Below are 18,907 nucleotides of genomic sequence, written 5' to 3' on the forward strand. Positions count from 1 at the left end.
ACGGGTCCGGGCCCATCGGTGCGCGAGGCCACGCTCCCGAGCGTGGCCTCGCCTAGCAATCGCAGGCCAATCAGCATCATGCCTTGGTCCCCTTGGTGGACTTCACCGCCCGGAAAAGTGTCATGACACAGCGAGCGTAGGCAAAGCTGTCCCGTTCAAGGTTCCCCTTGCGGGACTGGTTACTTTCAGAGCAACGTTGGTCCATACCAGTATCAGACCCCGCTACCTATGGTTCAGTCAGCACTATCAGGGGAGATACGCAGGGGGCGGAGCCCGCTTGGTGTGGTGGTGGTGAAGGCGTAGCGACCGAGCATGTTGACGTGTTGATCGCCGAGCGGGGACAGGCGGGCGATATCGGCGTCGTCCACGAGGTTGCCGGCCTCGCGCAGTGCATTGATGGAGGCATCGGTGTAGCGGGTGTTCCAGAGCACGATGGCGTTCAGGACCAGGCCGAGTGCACCGAGCTGGTCTTCCTGGCCTTCACGGTAGCGCTGGTAGATCTGTCCGCGCCGCCCGTGGAAGATCGCGCGTGCCAGGCGGTGGCGTGATTCCTGGACGGTCTGCTGCGTATGGGTCGTTCGTCGGTAGGTTTCCTCGAGTGGGTCGATGAGGGCGAGCAGGTGGATGGTCTTGTCCATGCGCCCATATTCGGTGATCGCGGCACCGAGTGGGGACGGGCTGCCGTCACGGGAGAGCATGCGCAGCAAGTCGTAGGCGCGCACCGTCCCTGTCGCCAGAGACGCAGCGACGCGGGTCATGTCATCCCAGTGTGCGGCGATCCTGGCTAAGTTGATCCGGTTGCGGGCGACATCGTTCAGCGACCCGTAATCGGAGTCCGTGGTGCCACGCGGGGTTGCGCGCCAGAGGCGTTGGTCGGACAGGTTGGCGATCCGTGGCGAGAACCGGTAACCCAGAAGGGCGAAGATCCCGAAGACCATGTCGGAGTAGGAAGCCGTGTCCGAGGTGATCGTTTCTGGTCGGGGACCGCCGTCGAGGTTCAGTATCGTGTCCAGCGCGTAGAGTGAATCACGCACGGTGCCGGGCGCGACAGTGGCGCCGATGCCGGCCACCTGGTCGTTGACCGCGTTGAACCACGTCAGCCCGCGTCCTCGGCCGAAATACTTCGGGTTCGGGGCAGCGTTGATCGTGCGTACCGGGACCACGAACCGCAGACCATCGACGGAGGCCAGCAGCCCACCACCCCACACCTGGGCGACAGGGATCTCACCCTGGGCCTTGATTAGGGTCGCGTTTGCGGCGGAGTGGGTCTCGCTGCGCAGGTAGTTGGCATCCACGTGTCCGAGCCGAGCGCGCGTCAGGGACGGGTGTCCCTCGGCAACCACGGGTGTCAGGCCAACTTTGCAGGCCTCTGCGACCAGCAGCGCCGCAACCGAGCGCGGCAGATCATCCATGCGGGCCTTGGACTGCCCGATGTGGGTGTAGGCGTCGAGGAACCCGGTCCAGGAATGAACCTCCAGCAGCAGCTCGGGAAGATCCACCCGTGGCAGCATCGAGGCGACCTGCCCACGGAGTTCACGCAGCGAGTCCGGGATCTCCAAGGCATCCAGACGGTCAACCTTCAAACGTGTGCGCCCGTCCGTACTTGAGGGTTCCAGCCGTACCGAACCGTTCGGGCCCACTTCCTCGAGGCTTGCCGTCAAGCTCCTCCAGGCCGTATCCAGCACCTCAACACGATCGTTCATGTGCTCGGCAGCCGGCCCTTCCAGGCCCAAGCTGGTCAGCGCCCGATCGCGTACCTGCTCCCACTGCTCACCATCGAGCAGCTGGGCGCGTGGGTCGCCCCACCGGGTCGATGGTGTGGCAAACACGTCCCGACGGCGCAGGCAAACGCGTAGCTGCTCCAACACGCACAAAACCCATGCTTCCCGGTCAACTTCTACCCCGTCGCGACAGAACACCGCCGCGCGCCAGGCAGCCGGTACCAAGGCCTCGGTAACGTCGTCCTTGTGGAGCTGCCGGCGGCCACGCAGGGCTTCCAATCCGGCCAGGGCATCAAGCACAGGCTGTCCCGTTGCCGTTGCCCGCAGTGGCAACACGGTAGCCAACAACCCCAGGAATGGGGCAACCGTCCGGTATCGGCGGGCCACCTGCACACGCATCGCGCCCTCCAGTCCCGAGGCGTCCGGGATGAGAGCACCGACCGTGTCGGCGTACTGCGCGATCTGATCCCTTGCGGCGACCTTCTCCAGCCGGGCCCATACCGTCGCTACATCGACTTGCTCGCCCGCTTCCTCCAGCAGGCAGACCAATTCACGCCCGACACGGGCAAGAACAGCCGAGGCTTTCTCCAGCTCCGGCAGTGTCTCCAACCGTGCCGCGACCGCAGCCCTCTTCGAGGGTCCCAATACCTTCGAGGCCATCAGTGCATCGAACAAGTCCAACGCATCATCGACCGCCGCCACTGACAACGCTTCCACTGTCGCAACCAACGTGGCCGTGCGGCGCGGCTCCGCCAACCGGCGCAGCGACTGCGCCTTTGCTTCCACCCCATACCGTGCCAGCGCCCGTAACCGGGATGCCGGCATTCCTGAAGTCTCCACCGCGCCAATACCCAGGGCCCTGACTTGCTCGACCCGCGCCAGGGCCTTGTTCAAGGCAGGCCCGGACAACCTCACAGGCCCTGCGCGTAATGCTTCTAACCTGGACCCACGGGCACCCTCATCAACGGCCAGCAATCCAAGCAAACGTCCCGGCAACTGAGGATCCGCGGCCATTGCTGCCCCAGCCAGTCGCTCGTACAGCTCCGACCCTGCACGTTCACGGGCAGCCTGAACCGACTTCAATAGTCTCGTCACTCCAGGAAGGAGTATCTGTTTCCGACGCAACCAGGCCACCGCATGGGCGAACAACGCCTTCGGCCCCTCACCGTGCGTCCAGGCGCGCGAGTAAACGAACTCGCTCAGATCCTCGACCGCAGCTCCCGAGAAGTCCCCATAGCCATAGAGCCGGCGGATCTCCCGCGCATGAGCGTTCGGAGTCGCAACCCGCTCGGGGTACCGCTTGATCACCGACGGATCATTGATTCGGAGCTGTGCCGCCAAATATTCCACCACGGACCACGGAACATCCAGCGGATCCGACAGGAACGCCCCCAGGAACCGCACTGTCCCAACCTGAAGCGCAAAACCGAGCCGATTATGCTCACCGCGACGCTCAGCAATCCCTTCCAGGTCAGCCGCGTCGAGATAGAAGAACTGCTCCAGCTCCGCCGGAGATGGTTCGCCTACGAACCGCCCGAACACCACCGTTTGTTCCTCGGTCAAATATTGATCAGTCGGCATATCACCACGCTACCTCGCGCCCGAGCAGGGCTTAGCGCTCAATCCGTCCCCATTACTACCAAGACCCCGGCTACATCCGCGCCTCGGGCGGCGTCTTCCATGCGATCGTCTGCGGACCGCGGGAACATCCTCATCCAATCGCCTTGACAAGACTTGCCACTTCAGAAGATGATCACTTCCAATCCACAGTGAGGTGGATCACATGATGAGGGGGATCAGTGGTTCAGGACGTGAACGAAAAACCCAAGCGATCAAAGCCCGGTCGAGCGTCAATCGCTTTGACAAGCGCTCTCGCCTTATCCCTTTTTGCCGCTCCAATAGCCGCATATGCTGCGGAGTCACAATACGCAAATTCAACATCTCGTATTGAAGATTCATACGCCGCTTCAAGCATAATTGGGTCGCACACTGGTGGGCGGGGGTTCGTCTCTGGCAACGCATCCCTCTTGTACGCGCAAGTCGAGAGCCGATCCGCCAGCACCTACAGCATCCTTGCCTATGCCGTACGCCAATATGGAGGACCGGTAACCATGACGCATGCTCCTCATAGCAACTCATGGAGCTTGTGCAAATGGTACTTAGACGATGGAAAAACAACAGCGGGCACACTGAATCTGACTTGTTGGAGGTCATACTAATGAAGACACGAAGAGTTGAGGTAGGGGGTAGGCGAATAGTGTTCGCAGGCTGCGCGCTCCTGGTCGGATCTTGTCTTATCTGGGGTGGGGCGAGCGTAGCAAGTGCCAACTCTCGATCAGCAATTAGTGAGAAATTCACTGTTCTGAACGAGGCGCGGAAAACTGTAGATATTCCTCCAGCGTCGGTTTTCCAGGAACAAGGCCACGGTCAAGGCGGTGTGAAGTCCGACACCGCCCGGTTGATAGGCGAAGTTCAAACAACTAACTTCTATGTCGCTACAGATGTCGTAAATAACGTCTGCCTCATAGTGGTCGACGATATTCAGCAGTTCACAGCGTCGACCTGTGCACCCCCCGACTTTGTCTCTCAGGAAGGACTAGCCCTAAAGTCCGTGTACCTGGGAAAGAGCACCGAGGCGTTCTTGGTCCCTGATGACGTGACCGTGCAACTTCCCGCTATGTGGAAGCGCATCAGCGAAAACCTTGTCGTAGTGACTGGCGCAAACTCACAGGACCGCCGAGCGACAGCGGCTACCTCTGACGGGAAAAAGTTCGAACTGAAAAGGTACGACGACCCTGCCTCGACTGAGAAGCTACCAATACCGGCAAAGCCATGACCACGATGACGGGCCGAAACCGGAAGTTTCCGCTGTATGCATTGTGCGCTGCCTTAGTCGCGTGCCTACTGATACCCGCAACCACTGCATTCGCGTATACCGAGGTTCAATACGCGTATGGCACTCAGTCAGGATGGGGGGTCATCCGTGCCTCTACACAGGGCACCATCGAGGGCGGACGAGTTTACACTGCGGGCTCGCTCTGGACCGTTCAGGTCGACACATGGAGACCCTTCCCTTACGACTCGGTTGCGTGGTCTGCCGTGGGCATCCGGTCAGTAGCGGGAAGCCACCTCCCTGTTTCATCTTCTAAGAGCCGCTGCTGGTGGACCTACGGACACTACGTCTCAGGTACTCAGCCGCTCTTTTGCTGGAAACGGGTTTAAAGCCCGTGAGTGAAGACCGAACCGTGGAAGCAAGCCCGACCTCGGAGAACCGTATAACTACCACTAGGGCAATCCTGGGTGGGGCCGTGGCAAGCCTCGTGATTGCTGGAGGCTTCGGAATTGCCGTACTTATCGCGACGGGACTCAATATGGGGCTCGTGTTAGGTATCGACGGTAGAGCCCAGTCGGTTAGCAGCTCTGCTCCAGCTGTGGTGCCAGCTTTGGTCGTTTGTGCTGCCGCAGCCCTCCTGTTTGCATCACAGGAAATCTGGTGGGCGCCCGTCGCCGGACGTATCACTGCGGGAGCGATTACAGTAGCCGTCATCGTCGTGGGAAGCCTCCAGTACGACGAGCAGTACTACCGCAATATCGGGGTAGTGCCCTGGTGGGAAATCGTCGTAATAGCGAGCTCGCAATCCATGCTTTCATACGCCTTCGTAGGTATGGTCATTGCCAGCTTAGTGATAAAAGCTGGCGCCCGACGCGGAAACATGAGCCCCTAGGCGTGTTCGGAGTGGAGTGCGGCGCTACGGAATTTCTCAAGGTGAATGGGGCCAGTGGGAGTTAGGCGGCTGCTTCTGTGTGGGTTTTCTGGGATGGTTTGTTGATTCATGCCGCGCCTGGGACCCGCTGCGTCCCACGCGTCGTGCTTCGTCCAGATTGAAAAAACCCTTGTGCTCCGGTCCAGTGGGACGGCGACGGCACGTCTTGGACCATGGGGAACTGTCCCGCCTTCACCGAGGCTGACACACGCCGCCTGAAGGCTGGGTGTGGGTTGGGTCGGTCACTCCAGCTCCCCCAGAGGAGGAGTAGGGGCGCCTTGTAAAAAAGTGAAATATCCGACGTTAAGGTTTCGCCGCGCGTCGCAGCGGCCATTATTTACCGGACTTGATCTGGTTGGCCCGTGAACGTATCCAAAATCGCCGCGCACTGTTAGACATGATCCGCGTCACTGCGTCCCTCGCTATCGGGACAGCGCGCGCCGATGACTTGCTCCGCATTCTCTCCCGTGACGGCAGCGCGCCTCCGCCCGATGAAATATACCGACGAATGGACTACACACAGCAGACAATCCAGGAGTCCCGCCACCGACTGGCCCCTGCGATCTTCCACGGTCGCTGCGGACAGATCTACCCAGCGCTGCCGTGAAGGCCAGGAATAAGACCAGTTCTGCGCGCTGGGCCTAGTACCGAGAACCATCGTGCTCTGGAGCACCCTCTACACCGACGTCGCCATCATTACGCTGCGAGGTTGGAAATCACGTTGATGAAACCGATGTCGCTCGTATATCATCGCTCGGCGACCAAAACATCAACATGCTAGGGTGCTATGCCTTCACTGCATCCCCGTCGACCGGACTCCGGCCTCTCCGTATGTCTCGAGTCAGCTTGCAATTACACCGTACCGTCTCAATTCCAAGTTCTGCGCGGTGTCGTTGGCTATGTCGATTGCCTCTTCAACATGTACGGAGAAAAGTCTCAGTTTTCCCTCCAGAGGTGAGGGATCGTCAGGTTGGGATAGGACTTCACCATCGGTTTGCTCCACAGCTGCGTAGAGTTCATCGAGGCTCGCCAAGAAGGTGAGCCGGCGCCCCAGAGGCGTCACAAAAGCAACCTTGGCTTGACCGTTACTGCCGTCGACTTCGATGGCACCTACTGGAGAAAGTACTGCCTTTAGGGCGCGTACGAAATAGTCATAGTCTCGCACGCCCGTTACCTGACGTTACTCGGGTAGGCGGTGATGATTCGATAGTCACCTGCGGAGACCGCAACGACTGGGTAGAAGGTGTGTACGGTGCGGCCGTCAAAGCGTCTCAGCTCTACGACGCCGCGGTATTTGTATGTCTGGTTAGTTGGGTTGTAGACGCCACTGTAGACGTGCTGGAGCGCATCAGTGATGGCAAAATCAGCCATGTCACGCCAATTCGCACCCACATAGATAGCCTTGTTTGCCCAGTCATTCATGTGAGCGTCTTTGATGTGGCGGTATCCCCACCCAGTGGTCCCGCACTTCAGATAGATGGCGCGGTAAGCATACGGAACCGAGTTCAGGTAAAAGGTTCTGACATTTTTGGTAGATGCGTCGAATGCGCCACAGGCACCCCAAGTAGTTGGTACATATGCTGCTGTGGTGGACATTGCTGAAATGGAACGGATACCACCAGGTGCCGACGCTTGCACGGACCCGGGATCGAGTTGTTTTCCGTTCACCCAAGCGGTCAGTTCGCCGTTTTCAAGTTCCGCATCAAGGCTCTCCAGTTCATCTTGGGAGAGGCCGCTTTCAGTAGACGCTTCTTCGGAAAGCTGGTCGGCAATTTCTGTCATTTCCCGGTCCGTCAGCGGGTGAGCAAGTGCCTCACTGTCCGCCTGCGCGATGACTTCCGGCGTGATGGGGACGACCTCGGCGGCCGACGCTTGCGTAGCACCCGAAAAGGTCAGTAATCCGGCCAAAAGCGCAGCGGCAAGTGATGTCGCAAATCTACCTGATTTCAATTACTTCTCCTCACAGTATTCGTATTATTACTGCACCGCCAATGAGGTGTGATCAGTTTCGCATAAGTTGGTCGCAAATCACTGCATTGGCGGTATAGATCTCCAAAGCCGGATATGGTGGACTGCAGATTCTGCTGGCGATCATGAATACTGGTGGGTAGTCCTGGTCGTTGTCCTATTCCCGCGGGCTTGCCAGCCGTCATTCCAGCTTTCAAGGAGCTGCACCCCCCGGCGGTCGGCCCGAAACGCTAATGCCATCCGGCTCTGGCGACGAGCACTGCCCTGCCAAGTCGGCCTTCCTCGCCATGCAACCACAAATCCGCAAAAGCCTCGCCTTCGGCAAGGCGGTCATAGAGGCGGCGTGTGAATCCTTCGGATATCCGACGCCAAGCCTTCGCGATGTCCGGTAACGATGCTCTGTGCGCCAATCCTCGGATTCACGACGCCCATCGCCAGGGTGCACAAAAAAGTCCGCCCCCACATCAACTAAATGTTGAGTGAGGGCGGACTTTCTAGGTGACAGAAGAACTGTTAGTGCTTCAATTCCTTGGCGTCGTCGTGGCCAGCTTCAACTGCATGGTGACCATGAGCCTTAGCTTCCTGGAGTTCGCGTGGAGTAACTGGAGCAACGCGATCTTCGAAGAAGAAGCGAGACAGCTTGCCGCGTTGCTTCTCCCAGAAGGTGACCTTGCCATCAGCGTTTGGAAGGGCTGGGATGACCTCTGGGGACTCCCAAGCAACCAACTTGTAGCGCTTGTACTCATCCAAGTCCTCGTGACGCTCGGAGTAGCCACCAACTGGCGACATCTCGATGATGCCAGCCTCGCGCCCGTGCAAGACGATCTCACGATCCTTGCGCTGCAGCGAGAGGCAAATGCGACGAGTGATGATGAAGCCGAGGATCGGGCCGAGGAAGAAGAGGACGCGCAACCAGTAGGTGACGTCATTCAAAGCAACGTGGAAGTGCGTTGCGATCAAGTCGGACGATGCAGCTGCCCACATTACGCAGTACCAGATGAAGCCAGCAACGCCGACGCCGGTACGGAATGGAGCATTACGTGGACGTTCTGCGAAGTGGTGTTCGCGGTTGTCCTTGGTAACCCAGCGTTCGATCCATGGCCAAGCCATCATCGTGCCGATGAGGATTGCAGCCGGAATCATAGGAGCCAAAACGTTCAGGATGAGGTTGTTGTGTCCCCATGGAAGCGGAAGGATCCACTCGAAGGAGAAGTCACCCAGAACACCTGGCATCAAGCGAAGTGCGCCGTCAACCCAGCCGATATACCAGTCAGGTTGCGTACCTGCGGAAACAGGGGATGGGTCATATGGACCGTAATTCCAGATCGGGTTGATGGTGAAGAAGCCCGAGATAAGAGCAACAACACCGAACACGATGAAGAAGAAGCCGCCAGCCTTCGCACCGAAGACAGGACCAACAGGAGCGCCAACAACGTTCTGGGCGGTCTTGCCTGGGCCTGCGTACTGGGTGTGCTTGTGCAAGACCACGAACATCATGTGCAAGACGATCATCAAGATGATGAGAGCAGGAACAACCATGACGTGGAGAATGTACAAGCGGCCGATGATTGCCGTACCTGGGAACTCCCCACCGAAGAGGAAGAACGAGATATAGGTACCAACAACCGGGATGGCCTTGATAACACCGTCGATAATGCGCAGACCGTTACCGGAAAGCAGATCATCGGGGAGGGAGTAGCCGGTGAAGCCAGCTGCCATGCCCAGAATCAACAAGACGCAACCGATAACCCAGTTGAGTTCACGAGGACGACGGAACGCGCCCGTGAAGAACACGCGCAACATGTGCACAGACATTGCTGCAACGAAGAGCAGAGCGGCCCAGTGGTGGACCTGACGTGCGAACAAGCCGCCGCGGATCTCGAAGGAGATATCCAACGAAGATGCGTAAGCAACAGACATCTCTACACCCTTGAGTGGGTTGTAGGAGCCTTCGTAGATCGTCTCTGCCATCGAAGGGTTGAACCAGAACGTCAAGAACGTACCGGAGAGCAACAACACGACGAACGTGTAGAGAGCAACTTCACCGAACATAAACGTCCAGTGGTCAGGGAAGACCTTGCGGCCAAATTCCTTGACGAGTCCAGAAGCCGCGACACGCTGATCAACGAAGTTCGCGATCTTGCCTGTCTTGGTCTTCGGCTCGAAAACCTGGGTGCTAGTACTCACCGCTCACCACGCTCCCAATAGCTCGGGCCAACAGGGGACTGGAAATCGCTCTGTGCAACCAAGAAGCCATCTGGATCGACGGTGATTGGGAGCTGTGGAAGAGCGTGACCGGCAGGGCCAAAGATAACCTTGCACTCCTGGGTCAAGTCAAAGGTCGACTGGTGGCAAGGGCACAACAAGTGGTGCGTCTGCTGCTCGTACAAAGCAACCGGGCAACCAACGTGCGTGCAGATCTTGGAGTACGCAACGATGCCGTTGACGTGCCAGTTTTCACGACCTGGAGAGATCTGCATCTTGGAAGGATCGAGACGCATCAAGAGGACGACGGCCTTAGCCTTTTCGTTCAGCTTGCCCTCGTGCATTTCATTCAAGCCCTCTGGGATGACGTGGAATGCAGAACCGATCTGAACGTCAGACGCCTTGATCGGGAGACCGGAAGGGTCACGGACCAAACGAACGTCCTTGTCCCACATGGTGTAACGCAGACGATCAACCATCTCGTTGGCGCTGAGCTTGGAGGTATCCAAGTCGCGGAACATGAAGATTGCCGGAATCGGCGCAAGAGCCATAGCACCGATCAAGGTGTTACGGATCAATGGACGACGCTTGATGCCAGACTCGTCAAGAATGTCGTTGACCATCTGTGCTGCTTCAGCACGATCTTCTTCTTTGGTGATCTCGTGACGCTCTTGTACCCACTCGTGGTCAGGCATCAAGGTCTTCGTCCAGTGGACGATACCTACACCAATGCCGAGCATTGCGAACGCGGTGCCCAGACCGAGCAACATGTTCTGCAAGCGAAGGTCAGCAATGGAGGTGGTGTGTCCAATTACGAAGTAGGACACAAAGAAGAGGAGTGTGCCAAGAATCGAAACGATGAACAACAGGGAAACCTGACGTTCTGCTCGTTTCTCGGCTACTGGATCGGTGTCCGCAAGCCGAGGCCGGTGCGGCGGAAGACCCGGATCCCGGAACTGCTCCGGGTTATCCTGGCCAGCCGTAGCAACGGTGCCAGGCTCGTTCGGCCCCCCGTGACTATGGTTGCCCATATTCTGTCTCATCCTTCTCTCAATAGGAATGTTTTCAAGTGATGTTGGTAGTGAGACTACCGAAAGTGCAAGGAATTACGAGGAGCGCGAGGTGATCCAGATGGTGAAACCAATGATCATCGCAAGACCAGCAGTCCAAATGAAGAGACCTTCAGACACTGGGCCGAGCGATCCGAGCTTTTCTCCGCCGGGGGAGCCCTGAGCTTCAATTTCCTTCAAGAAGGTGATGACGTCACGCTTCTCTTCAGGGGTGATGTTGGAGTCATTGAAGACCGGCATGTTCTGCGGGCCGGTCGCCATTGCTTCGTAGATGTGCTTTTCCGATACACCAGCAAGGGTTGGAGCGAACTTACCGCGGGTCAATGCACCGCCAGCAGCTGCTGCGTTGTGGCACATTGCGCAGTTCACGCGGAAGACGGTTCCACCGTTTGCCGAGTTACCGCCGTTGTCCAAGTACTTCTCCTCTGGGATGGCTGGGCCAGCACCGAGGGAAGCGACGTATGCAGACATCTGGGAAATCTGCTTTTCATCAAACTGAACCGGCTTGGCCTGAGCCTGCGGTCCCTGCATCTGCATCGGCATACGGCCGGTGCCAACCTGGAAGTCAACAGCAGCAGCGCCAACGCCAATGAGCGAAGGTCCGGAATCAGAGCCTTCGGCGTTCAGGCCGTGGCAGGTAGCGCAGTTTGCTGCGAAGAGCTTTCCACCCTCCTCGACATCCTGAGCGGAGGCCGTGGTGGACGCTTTGGCGCCACTCAAGCTTGTTGCGGCGAAATACAAACCACCGGTGACCAACAGACCAATCATGAGAAGCGCAAATGCGGCGAGCGGGTGGCGACGCCGTTGCGAAATAGCCTTCACGAGCTTTTTCCTTACCTAGTGCGAGCGATAGCAGTCTTGAGTGGGCTTCTACTTCAAGAAGTAGATGATTGCGAAGAGCGCAATCCACACCACGTCGACGAAGTGCCAGTAGTAGGAGACAACGATGGCTCCGGTTTCCTCAAACTGGCCGAAGTTGCGTGCCAAGAACGCGCGGCCGATGATCAGCAAGAACGCGATCAAGCCGCCAGCAACGTGAATTCCGTGGAAGCCAGTGGTGAGGTAGAAGGCAGATCCATAAGCGTGGGAGCTCAGGGAGATGCCATGGCGTACGAGTTCGACGTATTCAAAAGCCTGAACAGATACGAAGATCGAACCCATAATGAAGGTGAGTACGAACCATTCGACCATTCCCCATTCCTTGAACTGGAACAGGCCGCCAGAACGGCGAGGCTTATGACGCTCAGCTGCCCACACGCCAAACTGGCATGTGACAGAGCTGAGAACAAGGATGATTGTGTTTAGAAGAGCGAACGGGACGTTCAGCTTCGCCGTTTCCGATGCCCACAATTCGGGCAGGGCTGCGCGCAAAGTGAAGTACATAGCGAACAGGGCGGCGAAGAACATCACCTCGCTTGAAAGCCAAACAATGGTGCCTACCGAAACGAGGTTCGGACGATTAGGCACCGGATGGGCCGGGGCATTTAGGGCATGAGTTGCAGTGGTCACCCACCTATTATGGCTGTGACACGCCCAAACTCCCAACGCAATTTGCTTCGCGTCGTGTGTGTTTCTTCGCTTATATGGGGGTAATCCGCGAAATTCCGCGGGAGAAACAATTCCTCTGTTTCTACGAAACGTAGATAACCTATCGGTGTGTCAACGATTCAAGCCGCTCAGAAGTTTCCGAATTGGTCAACCATCATCACTCGATTGATCTCTCACGACGATCTTTCGACAGATGAAGCCAACTGGGCAATGGCCGAGATTATGGCCGGAAATGCCTCAGATGCTCAGGTTGCTGGCTTCCTGGTTGCCCTGCGGTCTAAAGGCGAGACGGTAGACGAGCTCACCGGTTTGGTCGAAGCAATGGTTGGCGCCGCCCGGCCTCTCGATATCGGGGGAGAGAAGCTGGACATTGTCGGCACCGGTGGCGATCGACAAAACACTGTGAACATTTCCACAATGGCTTCACTCGTGTGCGCAGGCGCAGGTGCGCGAAATGTTAAGCACGGAAATCGCGCTGCTTCATCTTCGTCGGGTTCAGCTGACGTCATGGAGGCACTTGGCATTCGCCTCGACGCCCCGGTTGAACATCTTGAATCCATCTTGGATTCCTCGAATATTACTTTTTGCTTTGCTCAGGTATTCCACCCGTCAATGCGATTTGCGGCTCCTGCACGTAAGCAGCTTGGCGTTGCGACCGCATTCAACTTCATGGGTCCATTGACGAATCCTTCCCGCCCCACGGCCTCTGCCATTGGTTGCGCAGACGCCCGCATGGCTCCTCTAATGGCTGGCGTGTTGGCGAAGCGCGGTTCACGCGCACTGGTCTTCCGCGGTGCGGACGGGCTTGATGAACTCACCACCACGGCCGAGAACACGGTGTGGGAAGTTCGCGATGGCGCCGTTCAGGAATCCACCTTTAACGCTCAGGACATTGGAATCGCTCGCGCAACGCTCGATGATCTGCGCGGCGGCGACGCTCAGCACAATGCCCAGGTAGTTATTGACGTGCTCAAGGGCGCCCACGGACCGGTGCGAGACGCCGTCGTACTCAATGCCGCCGCCGGACTGGTTGCTTTCGATGAAACCGCAACCGGAGGCCTGACTGAGCGACTTGCCGCCGCCGCTGACCGTGCCCGAGACGCGATTGACTCCGGTGCCGCGCTTCAGGCCCTTCAGCGCTGGGTTGAGGCCTCTTCAGCCGCAGCTCCCACCTCGTAGCTACAAACTCTAGGGCTTGTAAACCTTAATACAAGGTTTTAGACTTGTTGAATGATTGTTCTGACGATCGACCAACGAGGCTCCCGTGCGAGCGAAGATAAAGTTCAAGCACTTCTTGAACAGCTTCGTGGAGTTCAGACGGTACGGCCCTTCCAGCGAACTGCCGGCGACGAACTCCAGGCAGTCCTCAAATCTGCCCCTGACGCGATGGGCATTGCCCTGCATCTCGCGCAATCAGGGGACTGGAGCGTCGGCATTGGCGTTGGCCCGGTGAATGAGCCGCTCCCGAAAGAGACTCGCGCCGGTTCCGGCGATGCCTTCGTGTATGCCCGCAGCGCCGTCGAGGCCGCAAAGAAGAGTCCCGCCAACCTCTGCCTGCGTGCCTCAGAGCATGAGTCCGCAGGGGAGCGGCTTGATGCCTCGCTCCAGTTGGTTTCGCTTCTAGAACGACGACGCAGCTCGCCTTCCGCGGAAGCCGGTAGATTGCTCGCTAGTGGACTCACGCAACGCGAGATCGGCGATTCGCTAGGAATTTCACAACAAGCCGTTTCCTCGCGGCTCTCGAGCGGATTGTGGAATGAGGTCGAGCGCATGAAAGCATGGATCGCCGACGACCTTCAGGAGCTCAGCCAATGACGTGGATAGCGCTAATCATCTTCGCCCTCATCATCCCGGCTTCCATACCGCTGGTTCTCAAGCGCTATCAAGAGTCTTCTCGCATCTTGGTCTTCGGAAGCGCCTCCCTCATTCTTGCGCTGGGCCTCGCTGCCGCGGCTCTTGGCGCGCTTGACCCAATAGCCTCAAATATCCCGCTGGCACTACTCGTCGTGCTGGGTGTCCTAGTGTCAGCCTTCGGCGGCGGACCCATGACGGTCGCCATTTTGCGCGCTTCGCATCGCGTTGACGTCGAGCAGAGCACTGAACCCACGGTTCCTGCGGTGTCTCAAACCGTTCCTGGCGCCGAAAGCATCTCCGTTCCAGAACTCGAGTCTCTGGCCGAAGACAATACGGAACACGACCCTGTGCTGCGCGGCGGACTCTGGATCGGACTCCTGGAGCGAATTGCCGTCACCACCACCTTATTCATGGGGTGGCCCGAAGGAATTGCGCTAGTCCTCGGCGTCAAAGGCCTTGGACGGTACAAGGAACTCGGCAAAGAAGGTGCCGCAGAACGATTCATTCTGGGCACCTTCGCAAGTGTGTTGTGGGCGTGCGCTTGTTACGGCATCGTCCAGCTTTTGATTTAGGAATAGTTCTTTTGGGATCTGAAGCTGAGGGCTCGTCTTACTCGAGGCCCAAGGAGAAGGCAGCTTCGAGATCGTGCTGGGAGTACGCGCGGAAAGCGATCTGAGTATTCGTTTCCAGCACACCCTCGGCCTTCGACAACTTGTTTGCAATGACCTCAGCGAGATCTTCATGCTTCCGAACGCGTGCAATGGCAATCAGGTCCCAGTCGCCAGCCACTGAATAGACCTCGCTGATGCCCTGGATCTCGGAAATTTCCTGCGCGCACTCTGGAATGCGATCTGCCTCAACCTGAATCATGACAAAAGCGGTAATCATGAGAGAGCCTTTCTACGTCGAAAAATCTACTTCGAGCTTATTGCAGAACGGCGAGATTTCGCCCGAATAAGCGCTCGTATTGCGGCATGCCCCACGAGGAAGAGACCCAAAGTCACAAAAGTGACGATCTGGAACGCCGGAGCCGCCGTGGCACCAAACAAAACTCGAAGGATCAAGCCGAGCCCCGCCGTCGTAATCCATACAACGACAGCGTCCGGCCAAATTGAACCCACGCGCGACGGCCACGCAAAGTGTCCCACCACGCGGATGATGAGATAGGCCAAGAGGAACGGGGCGGCCGTCTGTGCAATGCCTAGGGGAGTGAGGCCGTGTTCGTGCGTCTGACGCCCAAGCATCGTGAACACCACGATCAGCACGACGTCGATGAGATATCGAGATCCTTGAGAAAGCTTCATGACTCAACTCTAGAGAGCAAAACATCACCGAAGCTGACAGCCCCACTCAGTGCTAGCACTTAACACGGTTATGTTACTCATTAGTTCGATCCGCCGAAGTAAAGAATTAGTGGTCAGGCTCTCGAAAATGTATTGACTGCGCGAAATTAAGGGCGCACCATGGGCATGTTGATTCGTCTCTCACATTGCACTTTCGAGGTATCACTTCACCGAAAAGAGGCAGCGATGCGTATCGCTTCCACCACGGTTGGCACCACCACTTCACCCAGCCTTCCTCAACGGCCACTGCTGATAGTCACCTTCTTCGCTGGACTTTGGATTGCGCTCGGCGAAGTAGATCGACTCATCACTATGGTTCCGGCCGGAGTTTTCTCAGTCAGTTTCAATGCGGCCAGTTCGTTTCGCCTCTCACTCTCAACTCCCAGTGAAACGGCAAGCCCGTGGGCGAATTTTCCTGCGCTCGAACCCATTGCTCACCCGTTCGTATGGGCTTATTTCTGGCTCGATCTGCTGTTCATCCTCACGTATGTCCTGGCATTAGTTCTTGCCGCGCGATTCGTTCGCGCCCTGACGCCTGGCAGCCCACGGTTCACTCTGCTCACCCGACCGCGGTGGCAATTTGCGATTGCCGCCGGAGCCATGGACCTCGTAGAGAACATCGCGCTGGTGCTGTTGGTATTTAGTGATCCCACCATACCGGCGCCACACGCATTCATCATCATCGCGTCACTGTCCACCACGCTGAAGTGGATCCTCATTCTGCTGGCACTGCTTCCGAGTCTTCTGGGTCTCCTCGGAACCCGCGAAGGCAAAAAGTGGATGTCGCCACGAGCCAAAGCGCTGCTGGCTCACCGTTACTCGTTGCTGGCCTTCCTTCCCATCGCGGGAATGGGGCTTATTCCGGCTTCTGGGGTTCTCGAGCAGCTACCCGACGTGCAGCGTTCTTGGTTCGACTTCACGCAGGGAACCGGCGACTACGTTGGACTGCAACACGCGGGCGCTGCCGTCATCACGCTGCTCATGGTCATATTGGGTGTTTTCATCATGGGTCGCATAGTCACTGACCTCATAGTTCGCCGCTCGGTGTCCACAGAAGTCCGCCGAGAACCCACACCACTTTGGCAGTGGCTCTACGCGCCTTTGATTGTCGGTGGGCTGGCGCTCCTGGTACTTGCCTCCGGTCGCGGCGATGTTCGGTTCCTGTCGCTCGCTGCGTTTCTCCTCATGCCACTTGGGATAGCCGGTCTCTCTAGAGTTCTTCGTGGTCGCCTCGGTTTTCGTCCAGAAAATGGGCCGGATCCACGGCGATATACAGCCGATGAAGCACGCCTTGTCTGGATCGTGGGGGGGCATGCTGGCGTTGGCTACCGCCGTCGTCGCTTCCCTGACTCTCATTCGATCCCACGCAGTGTTTACGATGCTCGGCCACGGCTCCCTTTTCCAGGCGATGATTCCCGTTCTTGGATTCGCTTTGGCCGTTGCCGCGTGGCCCTCAGGCCGGCCTGCACTCGAAAAGGTCTGCGAACTGGCCCACATCACGGCGCTGACTGATCCCAACCAACGCCCAGACATCACGCTCAACATGCCTCACGGCGATACCTCTGGCGCTCTTCGCATTCCCGCCCAGCGTCAGCAAAGGAGAATGTGGGGCACGGCGTGGTCACTCATCATTCTCAGCACTGTGGGCCTCGGCGCGGTGTATATCCGGCCTGTCGACGTTGCTGATTCTCTCGGTGTTTTCGGTTCACTCATGTTTGCGTTTTCACTCGTTGCGCTTCTGATTGGAGCCACGGTGATTGTTCACACCTTCTACGCTCCGCCGGAGGTGTTCTGGTCCAAGTGGTTCCGGCTTCGCGAATCGCCAATCGCCACCCTGTTTGGTGCGTTCGTCGTCGTGGCCCTCTTCGCCGGTAGTAATACAGAGGTTCACGGAGTTCGAACCTTCTCCGAATCTGCAAGCCCTCAATCCGCAACCATCCAGCGACACACCCCGCAAGAGACGATTGACGCATGGTGGAGCCGGACCGAGAAGTGTCGCGTTACGCTATCTGACGGTGTGACCAGAGCTCGGCCGCTTGTCATGGTGGCTTCGAAGGGTGGTGGCATTCGGGCCGCTTATTGGACTGCTATAGCTCTTCAGCGCATGTCTGAAACGAATCCCTGTGCTTTGGCTTCGATTGCGGTGGCATCGGGTGTATCCGGTGGCTCGATGGGACTTTCCATCAGCCGATTCAACGGGGCTGGTCAGGCTAACGCCGTGGACGAAGTCCGTTCGATGGGCCAATCGAGCGCTCTATCTCAAGCGACTCTTGGTCTTCTCCTGCGAGACCCTCTGTACACCGCTACGGGCGTTCCTGCGCTGACTGGTTTCGGTCCGAGCGATGGCGGATGGAATATCACCGACATACCTGAAGCTCGGTGGGTCGATCGAGCCGGACTGATGGAACTCGACTGGGAAAAGCGCTCGGCAACGTCTCTATCGCAGGATTTCTGGAACCCACCCACCGAAAACCGCGAAGACAAGCTCAGCGCAGACCTGATCCTCAACTCAACTGACGCCATTACCGGTTGCCGAGTCTTGGTCTCCCACATCAACGCGACAGAGCCTCAGCGCTCAGCCGATGAAGTCGCCACCACTACGCGAGGGTGCTCAAACAGCTCGGCTCCGTTGCCTTTTTCCATCGATTTCTATCGCCAATTCGTGCAGAGTCCCACGCAGGTGCTGGATCGCTGCAACGGAACCCTGACGGCCGCCACGGCTTCCATGCTGTCCGCTCGTTTTCCATACGTGACCCCCTCGGGCGTCGTTGGCCCATGCCACAGCAGTCCTCAAGCGCAGCTGATTGATGGGGGATACGCGGAGGTGACGGGCTTGGGATCCATTATTGACTTGGGCCCGGAGCTCCTTGAGGCCGCCGCGCAGAAATCACAGGTCGAAAATGGTGACCCGGTCATACCGATCGTGATCTATCTGGATAACGACCGTGGCGGAGACTTGCTCCCTGCCCCACCCAACGCGATCTCCGAATTGATGATCCCGATTACTGGCAATTCGAATGCCGCAACCTCGCAGGTATCTGCCGCTTCGCTGCTTCAGCGGGCCGCACACTTGGTTGGTTTTCAGTCCCAGAACGACGACGCCGCTAAGGTCAGCGAAACAGCTTCGGCATTATTGCAAGGCAGCGTGATTGTGGTTTCGCAGCGTTCGGAGCCATCGGTTGCCGCACCCTTGGGCTGGATTCTTTCCTCCGCAAGTACGAAGCAAATGGATAAGTCACTCGAGCAAGAAGTCACTCGTGGCTGCAGCGTTGAATCGAACAACGTGAATGGATATCCGAGCCTCGGTTATCTCGTGAATCTCTTTGGAGCCTGCCCTGCTGGGGTGCCAGATGGGGGCGCGGGGAGCGACACTGCTATCGAAATTTGGCCCCCTAGTGCTTTTTTTGTCCGCAAATACCCCCACTGAATTTGAG

The 18,907-nt window shown here is 57.9% G+C and carries 16 protein-coding genes and 1 pseudogene; 8 read left to right on the forward strand and 9 right to left on the reverse strand.

Going from position 1 to position 18,907, the window contains the following annotated elements; translation table 11 throughout:
* Positions 1-233: 233 nt before the first annotated feature.
* A complete protein-coding gene (locus tag BKA12_RS04185; RefSeq protein ID WP_183640894.1) occupies positions 234-3,302 on the reverse strand; it encodes a Tn3 family transposase in 3,069 nt (1,022 codons plus the stop codon).
* Between the two features lie 856 nt (positions 3,303-4,158).
* Here BKA12_RS04185 and BKA12_RS04190 point away from each other — a divergent pair.
* The 3 genes and pseudogenes from BKA12_RS04190 to BKA12_RS12350 all read left to right on the forward strand — a co-directional run.
* Entirely contained in the window at positions 4,159-4,557 is a 399-nt protein-coding gene (locus BKA12_RS04190) for a hypothetical protein (RefSeq protein ID WP_183640895.1), read from the forward strand.
* 472 nt (positions 4,558-5,029) lie between these two features.
* Positions 5,030-5,446, forward strand: coding sequence for a hypothetical protein (locus BKA12_RS04195; RefSeq protein WP_183640897.1), 417 nt, complete (start codon positions 5,030-5,032; stop codon positions 5,444-5,446).
* Positions 5,447-5,847: 401 nt separating this feature from the next.
* A pseudogene (locus tag BKA12_RS12350) lies at positions 5,848-6,316 on the forward strand (Tn3 family transposase); the annotation flags it as partial.
* Positions 6,317-6,326: 10 nt separating this feature from the next.
* Here the strand turns inward: BKA12_RS12350 and BKA12_RS04200 are convergent.
* From BKA12_RS04200 to ctaE, 6 genes are all read right to left on the reverse strand, one after another.
* The gene (locus BKA12_RS04200) at positions 6,327-6,650 is read right to left on the reverse strand and encodes a hypothetical protein (protein WP_183640898.1); all 324 of its coding nucleotides are present in this window, start codon (positions 6,648-6,650) and stop codon (positions 6,327-6,329) included.
* 5 nt (positions 6,651-6,655) lie between these two features.
* The gene (locus tag BKA12_RS04205; protein WP_183640900.1) at positions 6,656-7,435 is read right to left on the reverse strand and encodes a hypothetical protein; all 780 of its coding nucleotides are present in this window, start codon (positions 7,433-7,435) and stop codon (positions 6,656-6,658) included.
* Positions 7,436-7,966: 531 nt separating this feature from the next.
* Entirely contained in the window at positions 7,967-9,640 is a 1,674-nt protein-coding gene (gene qcrB / locus BKA12_RS04210) for a cytochrome bc1 complex cytochrome b subunit (protein WP_183640902.1), read from the reverse strand.
* A complete protein-coding gene (gene qcrA, locus BKA12_RS04215; protein ID WP_183640904.1) occupies positions 9,637-10,689 on the reverse strand; it encodes a cytochrome bc1 complex Rieske iron-sulfur subunit in 1,053 nt (350 codons plus the stop codon). The genes qcrB and qcrA overlap by 4 nt, the downstream gene beginning before the upstream one ends.
* Before the next feature lie 75 nt (positions 10,690-10,764).
* Entirely contained in the window at positions 10,765-11,550 is a 786-nt protein-coding gene (qcrC, locus tag BKA12_RS04220) for a cytochrome bc1 complex diheme cytochrome c subunit (protein WP_183640905.1), read from the reverse strand.
* Between the two features lie 48 nt (positions 11,551-11,598).
* On the reverse strand, positions 11,599-12,237 hold the full coding sequence (gene ctaE, locus BKA12_RS04225) for an aa3-type cytochrome oxidase subunit III (protein ID WP_183640907.1): 639 nt from the start codon (positions 12,235-12,237) through the stop codon (positions 11,599-11,601).
* A 147-nt stretch (positions 12,238-12,384) separates the two neighbouring features.
* Here ctaE and trpD point away from each other — a divergent pair, with 147 nt between their 5' ends.
* Genes trpD through BKA12_RS04240 form a run of 3 tightly spaced genes read left to right on the forward strand, consistent with a single transcriptional unit; the run spans position 12,385 to position 14,702 of the window.
* Positions 12,385-13,455, forward strand: a complete 1,071-nt coding sequence (trpD, locus tag BKA12_RS04230; RefSeq protein WP_183640909.1) for an anthranilate phosphoribosyltransferase — start codon at positions 12,385-12,387, stop codon at positions 13,453-13,455.
* 51 nt (positions 13,456-13,506) lie between these two features.
* On the forward strand, positions 13,507-14,091 hold the full coding sequence (locus BKA12_RS04235; RefSeq protein ID WP_183640911.1) for a hypothetical protein: 585 nt from the start codon (positions 13,507-13,509) through the stop codon (positions 14,089-14,091).
* Complete coding sequence (locus BKA12_RS04240; protein WP_183640913.1) at positions 14,088-14,702, forward strand: hypothetical protein; 615 nt, start codon at positions 14,088-14,090, stop codon at positions 14,700-14,702. The genes BKA12_RS04235 and BKA12_RS04240 overlap by 4 nt, the downstream gene beginning before the upstream one ends.
* A 37-nt stretch (positions 14,703-14,739) precedes the next feature.
* Here BKA12_RS04240 and BKA12_RS04245 read toward each other — a convergent pair whose 3' ends face one another.
* Positions 14,740-15,018, reverse strand: coding sequence for an Lrp/AsnC family transcriptional regulator (locus tag BKA12_RS04245; protein ID WP_183640915.1), 279 nt, complete (start codon positions 15,016-15,018; stop codon positions 14,740-14,742).
* A 26-nt stretch (positions 15,019-15,044) separates the two neighbouring features.
* A complete protein-coding gene (locus BKA12_RS04250; protein WP_183640917.1) occupies positions 15,045-15,434 on the reverse strand; it encodes a DUF3054 domain-containing protein in 390 nt (129 codons plus the stop codon).
* Between the two features lie 225 nt (positions 15,435-15,659).
* Between BKA12_RS04250 and BKA12_RS04255 the strand changes: the two genes are divergently transcribed.
* Both BKA12_RS04255 and BKA12_RS04260 read left to right on the forward strand, forming a co-directional pair.
* Positions 15,660-16,985, forward strand: a complete 1,326-nt coding sequence (locus BKA12_RS04255) for a hypothetical protein (protein ID WP_183640918.1) — start codon at positions 15,660-15,662, stop codon at positions 16,983-16,985.
* Positions 16,882-18,900, forward strand: a complete 2,019-nt coding sequence (locus BKA12_RS04260) for a hypothetical protein (protein ID WP_183640920.1) — start codon at positions 16,882-16,884, stop codon at positions 18,898-18,900. The genes BKA12_RS04255 and BKA12_RS04260 overlap by 104 nt, the downstream gene beginning before the upstream one ends.
* Positions 18,901-18,907: the final 7 nt, after the last annotated feature.

The organism is Neomicrococcus lactis (genome assembly GCF_014200305.1).
GTDB lineage: Bacteria > Actinomycetota > Actinomycetes > Actinomycetales > Micrococcaceae > Neomicrococcus > Neomicrococcus lactis.